This is a genomic window from Bradyrhizobium sp. ORS 285 (assembly GCF_900176205.1).
In the GTDB taxonomy this organism is placed as follows: domain Bacteria; phylum Pseudomonadota; class Alphaproteobacteria; order Rhizobiales; family Xanthobacteraceae; genus Bradyrhizobium.
Window position 1 is genome coordinate 6,058,087 of the sequence record NZ_LT859959.1, and the last position, 13,797, is coordinate 6,071,883.

11 protein-coding genes are annotated in these 13,797 nt (G+C 66.9%); 2 read left to right on the plus strand and 9 right to left on the minus strand.

The features are described from left to right. Positions 1 to 87: 87 nt before the first annotated feature. Positions 88 to 2,163, minus strand: coding sequence for a pseudouridine synthase (locus BRAD285_RS27285; RefSeq protein WP_006610400.1), 2,076 nt, complete (start codon positions 2,161 to 2,163; stop codon positions 88 to 90). 131 nt (positions 2,164 to 2,294) lie between these two features. Here BRAD285_RS27285 and BRAD285_RS27290 point away from each other — a divergent pair, with 131 nt between their 5' ends. Next, the gene (locus tag BRAD285_RS27290) at positions 2,295 to 2,741 is read left to right on the plus strand and encodes a nucleoside deaminase (protein WP_006610399.1); all 447 of its coding nucleotides are present in this window, start codon (positions 2,295 to 2,297) and stop codon (positions 2,739 to 2,741) included. A 150-nt stretch (positions 2,742 to 2,891) separates the two neighbouring features. Here the strand turns inward: BRAD285_RS27290 and BRAD285_RS27295 are convergent, their stop codons facing one another. From BRAD285_RS27295 to BRAD285_RS27330, 8 genes are all read right to left on the minus strand, one after another. Beyond that, positions 2,892 to 4,196, minus strand: coding sequence for a cytochrome P450 (locus BRAD285_RS27295; protein WP_006610398.1), 1,305 nt, complete (start codon positions 4,194 to 4,196; stop codon positions 2,892 to 2,894). Next, positions 4,196 to 4,912: a trans-aconitate 2-methyltransferase gene (locus tag BRAD285_RS27300; protein ID WP_006610397.1), complete on the minus strand. Its 717-nt coding sequence runs from the start codon at positions 4,910 to 4,912 to the stop codon at positions 4,196 to 4,198. The genes BRAD285_RS27295 and BRAD285_RS27300 overlap by 1 nt, the downstream gene beginning before the upstream one ends. Further along, positions 4,909 to 5,400, minus strand: a complete 492-nt coding sequence (locus tag BRAD285_RS27305; RefSeq protein ID WP_172889820.1) for a hypothetical protein — start codon at positions 5,398 to 5,400, stop codon at positions 4,909 to 4,911. Before BRAD285_RS27305 ends, BRAD285_RS27300 begins: the two co-directional genes overlap by 4 nt. A 52-nt stretch (positions 5,401 to 5,452) precedes the next feature. Next, positions 5,453 to 8,683, minus strand: coding sequence for an adenylate/guanylate cyclase domain-containing protein (locus BRAD285_RS27310; protein ID WP_006610395.1), 3,231 nt, complete (start codon positions 8,681 to 8,683; stop codon positions 5,453 to 5,455). A gap of 142 nt (positions 8,684 to 8,825) precedes the next feature. Continuing rightward, entirely contained in the window at positions 8,826 to 10,109 is a 1,284-nt protein-coding gene (gene purD, locus BRAD285_RS27315; protein ID WP_006610394.1) for a phosphoribosylamine--glycine ligase, read from the minus strand. 72 nt (positions 10,110 to 10,181) lie between these two features. Next, positions 10,182 to 10,496, minus strand: a complete 315-nt coding sequence (locus BRAD285_RS27320; protein ID WP_006610393.1) for a transcriptional regulator — start codon at positions 10,494 to 10,496, stop codon at positions 10,182 to 10,184. Positions 10,497 to 10,501: 5 nt separating this feature from the next. Next, positions 10,502 to 11,050 (minus strand): hypothetical protein, encoded by a 549-nt coding sequence (locus BRAD285_RS27325; protein WP_006610392.1) that lies wholly within the window; start codon positions 11,048 to 11,050, stop codon positions 10,502 to 10,504. 14 nt (positions 11,051 to 11,064) lie between these two features. After that, a complete protein-coding gene (locus tag BRAD285_RS27330; protein WP_050886779.1) occupies positions 11,065 to 12,048 on the minus strand; it encodes an alpha/beta hydrolase in 984 nt (327 codons plus the stop codon). 130 nt (positions 12,049 to 12,178) lie between these two features. Between BRAD285_RS27330 and xseA the strand changes: the two genes are divergently transcribed. After that, positions 12,179 to 13,795, plus strand: coding sequence for an exodeoxyribonuclease VII large subunit (gene xseA, locus BRAD285_RS27335; RefSeq protein WP_006610390.1), 1,617 nt, complete (start codon positions 12,179 to 12,181; stop codon positions 13,793 to 13,795). The last annotated feature ends 2 nt before the right edge of the window (positions 13,796 to 13,797 follow it).

A 13,797-nucleotide genomic window follows, 5' to 3' on the forward strand; every position in this document is an offset into this window, starting at 1 on the left:
CACAAGGGGGGAGGGAGAGGAAAGACCACCCGAGCGTCAGCGAGGAGCGCTGCGCTCGCGACATACATCGCAGCCGATGGCATCGTCCTACTCATCATCCCGCGGGCTGATATCGCGCTTGCCGTGGTAGCCGCGCTTCGGGCGCTTCGGCGGGCCGGGGAAGCGCGCTTCGGCTTCGTGACGCTCGCGCGCCTCCTCGCTGCCGGTGCGCTGCACCAGCACGCGGCGGCCCTTGCGATCGGCGACGACCTCGCGCTTCGGCTTGGGCTTCGGATCGGGCAACGGCTCGCGATTGCCCGCGCCGGCCGGGCCGAGATCGGCGCCGGATTGCGCGATGACCTTCTCGCCGAGCTGCTCGCGCAGCACCCGCGTCTTGACCTCCTGCACCTCGCCCTCGGGCAGCTCCAGCAGCTGGAACGGGCCGTAGGAGACGCGGATCAGGCGGTTCACCTCGAGGCCGAGATGCGCCAGCACGTTGCGCACCTCGCGATTCTTGCCCTCGCGGATCGCGACAACCAGCCAGACATTGGCGCCCTGATCGCGCTCGAGCGTCGCTTCGATCGGGCCGTACTTCACGCCGTCGACCTCGACGCCCGCGGCGAGCTGGTCGAGCTGTCCTTGCGTGATCTCGCCATGGGCGCGAACGCGGTAGCGCCGGGTCCAGCCGGTGTCCGGCAGTTCGAGCACGCGCGCGAGGCCACCGTCATTGGTGAGCAGCAAGAGGCCCTCGGTGTTGAAGTCGAGCCGGCCGATCGAGATCAGCCGCGGCAGGCCCTCGGGCAGATTGTCGAACACCGTCGGGCGGCCCTCGGGGTCGCTGTGCGTCGTCATCAGCCCCCGCGGCTTGTGATACAGGAACAGCCGCGTCCGCTCGCGCTCCGGCAGCGGCGCGCCGTCGACCTTGATCTCATCGTTCTCGGTGACGTCGAGCGCCGGCGAGTTGATGACGCGGCCGTTCACGCTGACGCGGCCCTGCGTCACCATCTCCTCGGCGTCGCGGCGCGAGGCAAGCCCCGCGCGCGCCAGCACCTTGGCGATGCGCTCGCCCGTCTTGCCCGGTCGCGGCGCTTCGTCGGGCACGACGCGCTTGCTGCGCTTCTCCGGCTCAGGCTTGCGCTCGCGATACGGACCTCGGCCGCCGAATGCCGGGCGCTTGGCGAAGATCTCGCTGTCGTTCTCGTTGTCGCGGCGCGGCCGATCACCAAAATCGCGGCGTTCGCTGCGCGGGTGCTCCTGCCAGTCAGTGCGCCCCTCGGGACGACGACGCGGCTTGTCGAAGCCGCGGTCATCGCCACGATCACGCGGCCGGTCGAACTTCGGACGATCCTCGCGGGTGCGGTCAGAGCGCGGACGGTCATAGCTGCGGCCGCCTTCGCGCGAGGAACGCGCGCCGCGATCGCCCTCGCCATCGCGCTTCTGCCACGGCTTGCTCTCACCGCGCGGCGGACGATCGCCGAACTCCTTGCGCGGCCCCCGCGCGCCGCCACCGAACTTGCGCTCGCCGCGATCGCCCTCGGCACCGCGCGAGAACTTGCGCTCGCCGCCAAACTTCCGCTCCGGCCGATCGCCTCCGCGTGGCGGACGGTCACCGAAGCTGCGCGCCGGGCGGTCGCCGCGATCGCGCGCGCCTTCGCCGCGGGGGGTATACGGCCGCTTCTCGCCGTCGCGCTCCCGCGACGCGTAGGGCTTGCGCTCGCCGAACTTGCGCTCCGACGACCGGCCCGCGGGACGCGCCTCGTCACGGCCGGCGCGCGGCGTGTAGGGACGCTTCTCGCCGCCGCGATCATCGCGGTCGAATTTCGGCCGGTCACCGCGCGGCTTGAAGGCACGCTTCTCGCCGTCGCCCGACCGCGCCGCATACGGCCGGTCGCCGCGCGGCCGCTCGTCGCGGTTAAAGCGCGGCTTGTCGCCATAGGATTTGCGCGGCGCATCGCCGTCGTCGCGGCGGCGCGGCGCGCGGCCCTCGTCGAACGAACGCTTGCCGCCATCGCGCTTGGCAAAGCTCTTGCCGCCGCCCTCCTTGTCGCCGAAGCCGCGCTTGGCGAACTTCTTCTCCGGCCCGCGCGCGGCGCCCGAGCGTCCCTTCGGCCCCTCGGACCGCCCTCGCGGGGCGCCACCGCGGCGGCCGCGGGAATCGTTGTCTTTGTCGGTGTCACGGGGCATGAAGGTCTCGCTTCGAGGTGCAGGACGCGGGGTGATACGCGCGCTCTGAGCAGCGCATGTCACGCGGGAAATCGGTGTCCGGTTTTGCTGAAGGGCGATGCAGTAGCAGACTTGACCGGGTAATACGAGCCATGAACAGCCCTTCTTTCATGGATTTGGCGCTGAAAGCGGCCGAATCGGCCGCAATTTCCGGCGAAGTGCCGATTGGCTGCGTCGTGGTGCGGAACGGAGAGGTGCTCGCCACCGCCGGCAACCGGACCCTGACCGACCGCGACCCGACCGCCCACGCCGAAATCCTCGCGCTCCGCCAAGCCGCCCAGGCGACCGGCAGCGAGCGGCTCGTGGATTGCGACCTTTACGTCACGCTCGAGCCGTGCACGATGTGCGCCGGCGCCATCTCCTTCGCCCGCATCCGCCGGCTGTATTACGGGGCGGCCGATCCCAAGGGCGGCGCGGTCGAGTCCGGCGTCCGCTTCTTCGCCTCGCCGACCTGCCACCACGTGCCGGAGGTCTACTCCGCCGTGGGCGAACAGCAATCGGCCCAGATGCTCAAGGAGTTCTTCAAGGCACGGCGCTGATGTCACTCGCTCAGAAAGAACTCGCGCAACAGCCGCGCTGTTCTGCCGGGCTCTCCTCGGTGAGGAACTGCCCGGAATCACCGGCGCACCGCGCATTGGTCGCCCAGTTCTGACAGATATCGATCGCGCCGGCGGACCGCTGATCGTGCGCTATGCTATCGCCGAGCGGCGCGGCGCGCAAAACGAGATGCGGACCGGCAGCGCGCTCACGCCGCTCATGAACGGCGACTCGACGCGGCGGACACGCCCGGCCAGCTCGATCCGCTTCGTTCGCTGCAACAGTTCCGCGAACAGCGCCCGCATTTGCATGCGCGCCAGTTGCAGCCCCATGCAGATGTGCGGACCGCGCCCGAAGGCGATGTGCGGGTTGGGACTGCGATCGATCCGGAACGTGCCGGCGTTCTCGAACATTGTCTCGTCGCGATTGGCTGAATGAAAGAACAGCGCCAGAGCCTCCCCCTCGCGAATGGGCTGGCCTGCGACTTCGGTATCGCAGAGCGCCGTGCGCATGAAGTGGCGCACCGGGCTGGTCCAGCGCAGCATCTCCTCGATGGCGCTGTCCAGGAGCGCGGGCTCCGCACGCAGGCGCGCGAACTGATCGGGCGCGGCCAGCAGCGCTTCGAGGCCGCCGGCGAGCGCAAGCGCCGTGGTGTCGTGGCCCGCGGTGACCAGGAGGATGAAATAGGAGATCAACTCATAATGCGGCATCGCCTGATCGTGCGGCCGGGCATGGGCGATTCGCGTCGCGAGATCCTCGCGCGGGGCGGCGCGGCGATCGGCGATGACCGCTTCGAAATAATCGCGCAGCGCCAGCATCGCCATGCGCATCGTGTCGCCGGGCGCCTCCGCAAGCCGCCGCCGCGGATCCTCAGCACTGACGAACGCCTGGGCGAGGCGGGCGAGCCGCGCATCATCGGATTCGGGCGTGCCCAGCATGCGGCCGATGACGCGGAAGGTAAACGGCAGCGCGACGTCAGCCGCGAAGTCGCAAGCATCACCGCGCGCCGCGGCGCGATCGATGATGTCAGCGGACCACCGCGACAGCCAAGCCTCCATGTCGCGCAGGGCTGTTGGTGAAAATGCGCCCTGAGTGATGGCGCGATATGCAGAATGATCCGGCGGATCCATTTCCGTCAGGCTCCGCACGAGCTGCGGCTTGCCGGTGACACGCTGCAGCACGGCCTCCGACATCTCGCTGGCGAGATAGGTCCGCGGCCCCGCGGCGAACTCGCGGCTTCGCGTCTCGATCGAGCCGACATCGGCATAGCGGGTGACGGCCCAGAACGGACGCACGCCGGGACGCTCGACCCAGTGCAGCGGCGATTGCCGGCGCAGAAGCGCGCAGGCCCGCTCCAGCCGCGGAGGGCCGGCGTGACCTCGCGACGAGATCAGCACATCGACCGCCCGCTCGATCGCCGTCATGCGCCGATCAGCCTTCGACGATGCAACAGACATCAGTGCGACAGACTCGTCTGCAACGGAACGGCATCGGGCTTGCGGCGCACCAGCAGCGTGAACTCCTTCATGCCGTAGTTGTCGATGATGTCGACCATGACCGGAAACTCGCGCGCGCAGTGCTCAGCCCAGATCTCCGGCGTGGTGCGATAAAGCTGCGCCTCCGAGAGGTCGTCCTCCGCGTGACCGGCTGCATCGGCGCGCATGAAGTTGACGCTGAAACCGCGCCGGCTGGTTGCGTGCATCTGCCGCAACACATCCTTGACATAGCTTTCCCAGACCTTACGGGGATGGCCGACATTGACGTTCATGATCCCCGACGCGACCGAATAGTCGGCCATGCGCGGACTCTCCGTCGCGACGACGAAACGACGCTGGGGCGCGGAAAAGCGGCGACGCGCCCGGCTGATCATGGCGCGGGACAGGTCGATGCCGAGATAGTCGATCTCACAAGATGCAAAGCGCGCGGCGAGAAAAGGCACCAGTGCGCCGTAGCCGCAGCCGATGTCGTTGAGGCTGAATGGCGCCGACGCATCGCACAACTTCATCAGCTGCACGAAGCGCAGGCCCTGCGTCGCCTCGCACGACCAATCGACGCCACGGGGCGTCGCACCGTGACGCGCGACGCAGGCCGTGTAGTAGGCATCGACGCCGGAGCAGATGGCCTCCAGATCAGGAGCCTGCCGTCCAGCACCCCGGCCCCCGGCCTCGCTCACTTCTTGCGCTTCTCGACCCGCCTCGCGCGCGCGGTCTCGGCCGCCTGACGGCGGACTTCACGGCCCGGCGTCGTCGGAATGGACACCATCACGTGAACATCGAGCGAGAACACCACAGGGCGCCCTTCGCAGACCGTGACACGAGGATCGTCAGCCGCAGCGTGGCACACGATCGAGACAGGAAGCGGCTTCTCGGCTTCGAGGTTGTCCTTGAAAGCCTTGATGACCCGGTCGTGTCCATTCACGTTGGGCAGATCGGAAGGATAGGTCTTGAGGAATTCCAGGAATTTGTACCAGCGCCGCCGCTCGGACCAGTCGGACGGAACGATTCCCAGCAAAGCGAACGACTGCTGCAATCCATGCTGTAATGAGAAAACACCGAACTCACGCTGCAGCTCGACCATCTCGGCCAATGCATCCGAGTCGAAACGCTTGTTCAATTGCACGACGATATCCAGCGTCGTGCTGTCTTTGATCATTGCACCCATGGGCCCCCCGCCAATTGCGTTTAGTCATACAAACGCCGGCACTTTGCCCATATCATCTTACTTGTTCAAGGGAGGACCGGAGCGCCATCAACAGCGGCAGGTACAAATCCGCGCCTGCGGCCTCGAACATGACTTCGACATCGGCCAGCAGGCGACGAGGATCATCGTCTTCCGAGAGATGCGGGGCGGAGCTCACGATGACTCCTCTCAGGAGCAGAGCTTGCAGCTGCGCGGCGCGATCCGTTCGTCTTCTGCCGACTGTAATGGCTTCCTCAGTCACCGAGAGAGCCATCTCCATTTGTCCGGCCTGCCGCAGCACCGCGGCGTGAGACGCCAGCATGCGCGCCTCGAACTCGAGACCGGCCCTCGCACGTCGCGCATAGGCTATGGCGTCCTGAAGCTCCTGTGCCCCCAAGGCAGGATCTCCCGAGGCCGCGTGGGCCAAGGCGGCGCACCACAAGCCGGCGACGCGAATGTACGGCATGCCCGATTGCTCAGCGATCTCAGTCACTCTCGCGGCATGCTCCTGGACCAAGGCGGCGTTGTCGGTCGCCCATCCAAATTCGACCGATGTGAAATGAGGGATGAAGCGCACGACGGCGGCGACCTGCTGATCCACGTCACGAAGCAAATGGGCCAGCTCGCTCGCGACCTCATCGAATCGTCCGAGCTGAAGCAGGATGCGTGCCTTGAGGCATTTGATCCAGTATTCAACATCGAAGCCCAGGATCTGATTGGCGGTCAGCCCGAGCGTCACGTTCGTGTCAAATCCACCCTGGCTGGCAATGGCTTGTTGCGCTGTCTCGGCCGCAGCCAACGCTTCGCGAGCCCGGCCCGACATGAAGTAGGCCTGCGCCAGCATGGCGTTGACGGTTGCGTAGCGGCCGACATCGCCCTCCTCGGACGTCAGCGTGACGGCGTTGTGCACCAGATTGACGTAGTCATCCGCCGCTCCCGTCGAGGCAAGTACCCGGCCATAGGCGCCGAGCAGAATCGGCTCGTGCATCTTGTCGGAGGAGCGCGCATAGCGCAGCGCCTCCTCTGCGAACGGCCTCACTTCGTCAGCCGACATGCCCTCGCGCCATCCGCAATTGAGGATCTGGCCGCTGGCCAGCGCGCGGAGGCGATCGACGTGATCCGACTGCGGCAATGGCTGCAGCATCGCCCGGATCTTCCGCCATAGGCGCAGCGCTTCTGCGGTATTGGTGCGGCCGATCCAACGCGCGGCCCGCTGCAGATGCTCGATGGCCGGCATGGTCTGGCCGGCAAACTCATAGTGCGAGGCGATCAGGGCGGCGAACTCATCCTGGCTTCCCCAATCCAGTGCTTCGATCGCCTTGGCGACCGACAAATGCACGCTGCTCAGGCGCGAGCGCAGCTGCATCGAATAGGCCACCTCCTGGATCAGCGGATGGCGGAAGGCGAGCACGCCCATGTCGAACGGGGGCAGATCGTAGAGCAGATCGGCGTTGCGCAACTGAGCGAGCGCGTCGAACAGCTCGGCATCGGCGAGCCCCATCACCGGCCTGAGCACCGCAAGCGCAACCGAACGGCCGATCACCGCCGCCGTTTCCAGCACGCTTTTGGCAGTCTCGCTGAGGCGATCGATGCGCGCCGCGACCACGGCATGCACGGTCGGCGGCAGCGGAATGGGACCAATGCCGCCCTTGAGACGGTAGGCGCCGCGCTCGCCCTCGAACCCGCCGCTCTCGGAGACGGCGCTCGCCAGCTCCTCCAGAAAGAACGGATTGCCCTGCGCGCGCTCGACGATGTCACCGGCCAGCGCCTGAAGCGAGGGATCATCGCCGAACACGCCGCGCAGCAACTCGCGTGCTTCGGCGGATTGGAGCGGCACGATATGCAGCTCGTGAAACGCCGCGCGTTGCATGAAGGACGCGGCAAAGCCGGGCCTGTAGTTCACCACCAGCAGGGTCTTGGTGCCGATGGTGGCTTCCGCAAGCGCCTCGACGAACTCCTCGCTCGCTTCATCGATCCAATGCAGATCCTCGATCATGATCACCGTCCCGCCATCGGCGGGGCCCGAGCGAAACAGCATCCTGAACACGTTCAAGAGCCGGGTCTTGAACACGCCGGGATCGAGCCGCAGCGCAGGACGGGTCGGATCGGCCAGGCCCATGAAGTCAAGCAGCAGGACGAGCGACGTATCGGGGATGCCGATGAGCTCGAGCTTCTCGACCACGCGGTGCCGCGAGACCTCCACCGGCTCCTTGGCCCGGATGCCGAAGAAGTCGCGCAGCAATTCGAGGACCGGCTGAAACGGCGTCGTGCGGCCATGCGCGAGCACGCGCGCCTCGTAGACGCGAATGCCCTGGCGGCGGCAATGCTCGGCAAACTCGAAGCACAGCCGGCTCTTGCCGATGCCGGCCTCGCCGACGATGCCGACCACGGCGCCGCGCGCCGCCAGCACGTTGTCGAGCTCGCGTTCGAGCACCTCGAGCTGGGCGTTGCGTCCGATCAGCGGCAGCAGCCGCTGCCCGCTGCGAAACACGTCGCTTGCCGGCGCGTTCAGACGGCCAATCAGTCTGTAGATCGAGACCGGCGTGGCGATGCCACGCAGAGCATGAGTGCCGAGGGACTCGGCTTCGACGAATTGCCGGGCGCCGGTGTAGGTCTCCTTGCTGATCAGGATCGTGCCTGGCTCGGCCATGTGCTCGAGGCGGTTGGCCAGATGGACGTTGGCGCCGGCTGCGTCATAGGTCTGGTACATGCTGTTGTCGACGACCTGGACGATGACTTCGCCGGTGTGCAGCCCGACCCGGACCTGCAGGCGCGGGTCGGCCAGGCGGCCGATCGAGTCCTGCATCGCGAGCGCGCCGAGACAGCCGCGCACGGCGTGATCCTCATGCGGCACCGGAGCCCCGAACAGCGCCATGACGCCGTCGCCTTGCGTCTTGTTGACGACGCCGTCGTAGCGGTGAACCGCCTCCTTCATAAGATTGAGCACCGGATCGAGCCGCTGCATGGCGAGCTCGGGGTCGCCGAGGCTGTCGATCAGCTGGGTGGAGTCGCGAATATCGGCAAACAGGATGGTGACGCGCTTGCGCTCACCGCCCTTGCTGCTCAGGGTCCGCAGCACGCGCTGGGCGCTCTGGTCCGGCACGGCCAGCCGGCCCGGCAGCGGCGAGCCACATTGGCCGCAGAAACGATTCGACGGATTGTTGGCGTGGCTGCACGCCTCACATCGAAGGCCGAGCGGCTCACCGCAGAGATCGCACGAGGCTCTCCCTGGCTGATTTTGCCTCCCGCACCGCGCGCATTCCATGGCCCCTCCGTTCCACGGCGGAACTGACTCAGCCCATTCACGGACTGAGACTATGGAACTGCCACAATTTTCGCGGGAAACATAGTCCGAAGGACAGGCTCACTTCGCGGACCCGAAATCGGGAACTCCGTCACTGATCCGCTCAGGCGTCGCCGCGCTCCTGCGCGACCGCCTGCCAGGCGATGTCGCGGCGACAGAAACCGTCGGACCAAATGATGCGGTCGACGGCCTGATAGGCCCGCTGCTGCGCCTCTTCCACCGTCTTGCCGGAGGCGCAGACATTCAGCACGCGCCCGCCGTTGGCGATGATCGCTCCGTCCTTCGCGATGGTGCCTGCATGAAAGATTTCCACGCCCGCAATCTTGGCGGCCTCGTCGAGGCCCTCGATCACGCCGCCTTTCTTGTAGTCGCCGGGATAGCCCTTCGCCGCCATGACCACCGTGACGGCCGGCTCCGGAAACCAGCGCAGGTCGAAATTCTTCAGCTGCCCGTCGCAGGCCGCCAGCAGCGCCGGCACCAGGTCGGACATCATGCGCAGCATCAGCACCTGACATTCCGGATCGCCGAAGCGGACGTTGTATTCGAACAGCTTGGGCCCCTGCGCGGTCAGCATCAGTCCGGCATAGAGGATGCCCTTGAACGGCGTGCCGCGCGCATTCATCCCGGCGATGGTCGGCAGGATGATCTTTTTCATGATCTCGTCATGGATCGCCTGCGTCACGAACGGGGTCGGCGAATAGGCGCCCATGCCGCCGGTGTTCGGCCCCTGGTCGTGATCGAACACGCGCTTGTGGTCCTGCGCCGAAGCCAGCGGAATCGCCGTCTCGCCGTCGCACAGCGCGAAGAACGAGACCTCGCGCCCCTCGAGAAACTCCTCGATGACGACCTCGGTGCCGGCGACACCGAAGCCGCCGTCGAACATTATCCGCACTGCGTCCTCGGCCTCGGCCAGCGTCTTGGCGACCACGACGCCCTTGCCTGCCGCCAGCCCGTCGGCCTTCACGACGATCGGCGCGCCATGCTCGCGGACATGGGCCAGCGCCTCCGGCGCATTGTCGAAGCGACCATAGGCGCCGGTCGGAATGCCGTATTCGGCGCAGAGATCCTTGGTGAAGCCCTTGGAGCCTTCGAGCTGGGCGGCGAGTTTGCGCGGCCCGAAAATCTTGATCCCGGCGGCCTCGACATCGTCGACGATGCCCGCGGCCAGCGGCGTCTCCGGCCCGACCACCACCAGGTCGACCTTATTAGCCTTGCAGAAGTCGATCACCGCCGCATGATCGGCGACATCGAGCGCCACGCATTCGGCCTCCTTGGCAATCCCCGCATTGCCGGGCGCGCACCAGAGCTTGGTGAGCAGCGGGGAGCCGGCAAGCTTCCAGGCGAGCGCATGCTCGCGGCCGCCGGAACCAATGAGGAGAATGTTCATCGTCGATGCCGTCACAGGGGGAAAGGGTCAATTTGGAGGCCCCAATTGCCCGGCCCTTGCAGCAGAGTCAAATCATGGCTCCGGCGGTTTGGCAGCCGTCCCGGCGATGATTTCCTGCAGGCTGGCGACGTGGCGGGCAAACGCCGTCCGGCCGGAGGAGGCCAGCCTCACGGTGGTCTGCGGCTTCTTGCCGACGAAGGCCTTGTCCACGGTGACGTAGCCGGCGCGGGCCAGCGTCTCGATATGGGCGCCGAGATTGCCGTCAGTCGCCCCGGTCAGCTTCTTCAGCCGGACGAATTCCAGACCTGTGCCGGCCGGCAGCGCATTCAGCGCCGCCATGATTCTGAGTCGCAGCGGCTGGTGGATGATCTCGTCGAGCTCCGCCAAGGCCGCTAGCCCCGCCGCATCCAAAGGCCGCCCACGATCAGGCCGACGCCATTGACGACGGCCATCCACAGCGGAAACGCCGCGCCGACGAAGGCGTAGCCGATCAGGGTCAGCACGATGATTCCGAGCCCGAAGATCGTGAACGCGATGCCGAACCACAGGCCCGCAAGGCAATAGAACAGCATGAAATAGATCGGCCAGAACGCGCCCATCTGGCGCGGGCCGAAATGGCCGATGGTCTCGACGAAGAAGCCGAAGGCGAACAACATCACGAAAGCGAACAGCGGCCTGACGTCGAAGCTGCCCATGCCCGATCGCGCCTTCTCCGCCGCCCCCAGCACGACCGATCCGACGATCCCGAGCACGTAGACCGCGAGCCATGTCTTGTCGGCGTAGACCGGCGTCAGATAGGTGACGAGATTGCCGGCAAAGACCAGCGCGCCCCACAGGATCATCAGCAGGCTGGAGAGCCTGTAGATCTGCGACTGGCGCACGCGCCTCGTGATGTCCTTGATGTCATCGAGGGCGCGGGCGGCTTCCAGACGGTCGATCATGTGGTTCGAAACCTCTAGCGCGTGGCCACGTCCTCGGCGATCGCAGCGACGGCTTCAGGCGCCGACACGATCTCCATGTGATTGACGCCAGCGACCAGCTTGACGTCAACAGCGGGCGCGAGCGCATGCACCGCGTCGGCATATTTGTCCGCAAGCATCAGCTCGTCAGCGGCGCCCGCAATCACGGTGACCGGATGCTTCGCCGCGGTGAGATCGGCCTTGTAGCCGGCGGTCGCGAAATTGCGAAACAGCCGATAGCTGTAGGCCGGGACGACATACTTCTCCGCGTTCGGCCGGACGGCGAAAGCCAATGCGGGCAGCGCCTCGCAGCATGGCAGGCCGGCACGGCTCAGAAAGCCCAGCGCAAGGATGCGCGGAATGTCGGGGCTCGCCCAGCCGCCGGAATTGTCGCGATTGGTCGGCGCATCATAGCCGAGATAAGGCGCCAGCAGCACGGTGCGCGCGAACAGATCCTGGATCGGCGAACCAGCGACGCGCAGGGCGAAGCCGCCGCCGGCGGAATGGCCGAGCAGCAAGATGGGCTGCGTCGGCACCGACTTTCTCACCTCGGCCACGAGATCGGCGAGGTCGTTTTCGAGCTGGCCGCTGTAGCCGATGTCGCCGCGGGTGCCGGAGCCGCCATGGCCGCGGATGTCGGGCGCGAAGGTTTCGATTCCCTTCGCCGCCAGTCCATCGGCGAGCGCATGCACGGCGACGCTGGAGCCCGAGGAGCCGTGGACCAGGATGGCGACCTTGCCGACCGGCGTCGCGCGTGCCGGGTAGTGACGATAGGCGAGCTCGGTGCCGTCGCGGGCGCTGAAGCGCTGCAAAGAAGGCATGGTGCTGCGGTCGACGCGGCCGGCCGTCTCGGAGATCGACTTCAGCTCCGGTGGGCGCACCAGCGGGGTCGCGAGCATTCCGCCGAGGATCAGCGCCACAGCCCCAACGAAGCCGAGACCGAAGCCAACCAGCCGAAACACGATTTTGACGGCTCTCATCCGTACCCCCTGCTCGCCCTTAATAGAGCACTCTGTATAACAGAGCTCTCGAAAAGACAACCGCTTGATTGGCGGAGGCGACCGAAAGCCCCTACTTTGGCAGCTGCTCCCAAACCCGAATCAGCCAGCAATGCCGCCTGCGGAAGCCCTGCCCAACGCGCCCGAATTCACCGTCACCGAGCTGTCCTCCGCGCTGAAACGCACGGTCGAGGACCAGTTCGGGCATGTCCGGGTGCGCGGCGAGATCACCGGTTTTCGCGGACCGCATTCCTCGGGCCATTGCTATTTCGCGCTCAAGGACGAGAGCGCCAAGATCGAAGCAGTCATCTGGAAGGGCGTGCATGGCCGCATGCGCTTCAAGCCCCAGGAGGGGCTCGAGGTCATCGCGACCGGCAAGCTCACGACCTATCCGAATTCCTCGAAGTACCAGATCGTCATCGAGGCGCTGGAGCCGGCCGGCATCGGCGCGCTGATGGCGCTGATGGAGGAGCGCAAGAAGAAGCTCGGCGCCGAGGGCCTGTTCGATCCCGCGCGCAAGCAGCTGCTGCCATGGCTGCCGGAGGTGATCGGCGTCGTCACCTCGCCGACCGGCGCCGTCATCCGCGACATCCTGCACCGGCTGGAGGATCGCTTCCCCCGTCGCGTGCTGGTGTGGCCGGTCAAGGTGCAGGGCGAGGGCTCGGCCGAGCAGGTCGCGGCCGCGATTCGCGGCTTCAACGACCTGCCGGAGGATGGCCCAATTCCGCGCCCCGACGTGCTGATCGTCGCACGCGGCGGCGGCTCGTTGGAGGATCTCTGGTCGTTCAACGAGGAGATCGTGGTTCGCGCCGCCGCGGAGAGCATGATCCCGCTGATCTCCGCGGTCGGCCACGAGACCGACGTCACCCTGATTGATTTCGCCGCCGACAAGCGCGCACCGACTCCGACGGCTGCGGCCGAAATGGCGGTGCCGGTGCGCAGCGAACTCATGCAGGAGGTCGCGAGCCTCGCCCGCCGCGTCAGCGTCTGCTGGCAGCGCGGGCAGGAGAGCCGCCGCAACGAGCTGCGCGCCGCGGCGCGCGCTTTGCCCGGTCCGAGCGACCTGCTCGCGATCCCGCAGCAGCGGCTGGATGCCGCGGCGGCCAGCCTGCCGCGCGCGCTCAAGACCAACACGCACGTCCATTTCCGCCAGTTCGCCGCGGCCAGCGCCAAGCTGACGCTACGCGTGCTGCATGGACAGATCACGCAGGCCGATCATCGCCTCGTCGTCTCGTCCGAGCGGCTGTCGCTCTCCGCGCGCAGCCTGCTGCATCGGCGACGCGAGCGGTTCGAAGCGCTCGATGCGCGCTTCAAGGCCTCGCGGCTCGCTTATGCGCAGGCCAAGCGGCAGGCGATCGCACGCGAGCGCGACCGCACCGAGCGGCTCGCCGATCGCGCCAGCCGTGCGCTGGCAACATCGATCCTGCGCTTACGGGCACGCACCGATCACGCGGGCCAATTGCTGTCGGCGCTGTCCTATCGCAGCGTGCTGGCGCGCGGCTTTGCATTGGTGCGCGACGAAGCTGGCCATCCCTTGCATCAGGCAGCGGGCATCGAGGCCGGCGCGGCCCTGTCGCTGGAGTTCGCGGACGGCAGGATCGCAGCGACAGCCGGCGCTGGAAGCCCTGCTCCGACGTCAGCCCCGGCTGCGCCGAAGCCCGTGCGGGACAGCAAGCCGACCGCGCCGAAGCGCACGCCTGATCCCGCTGATCAAGGCAGCCTGTTCTAAGG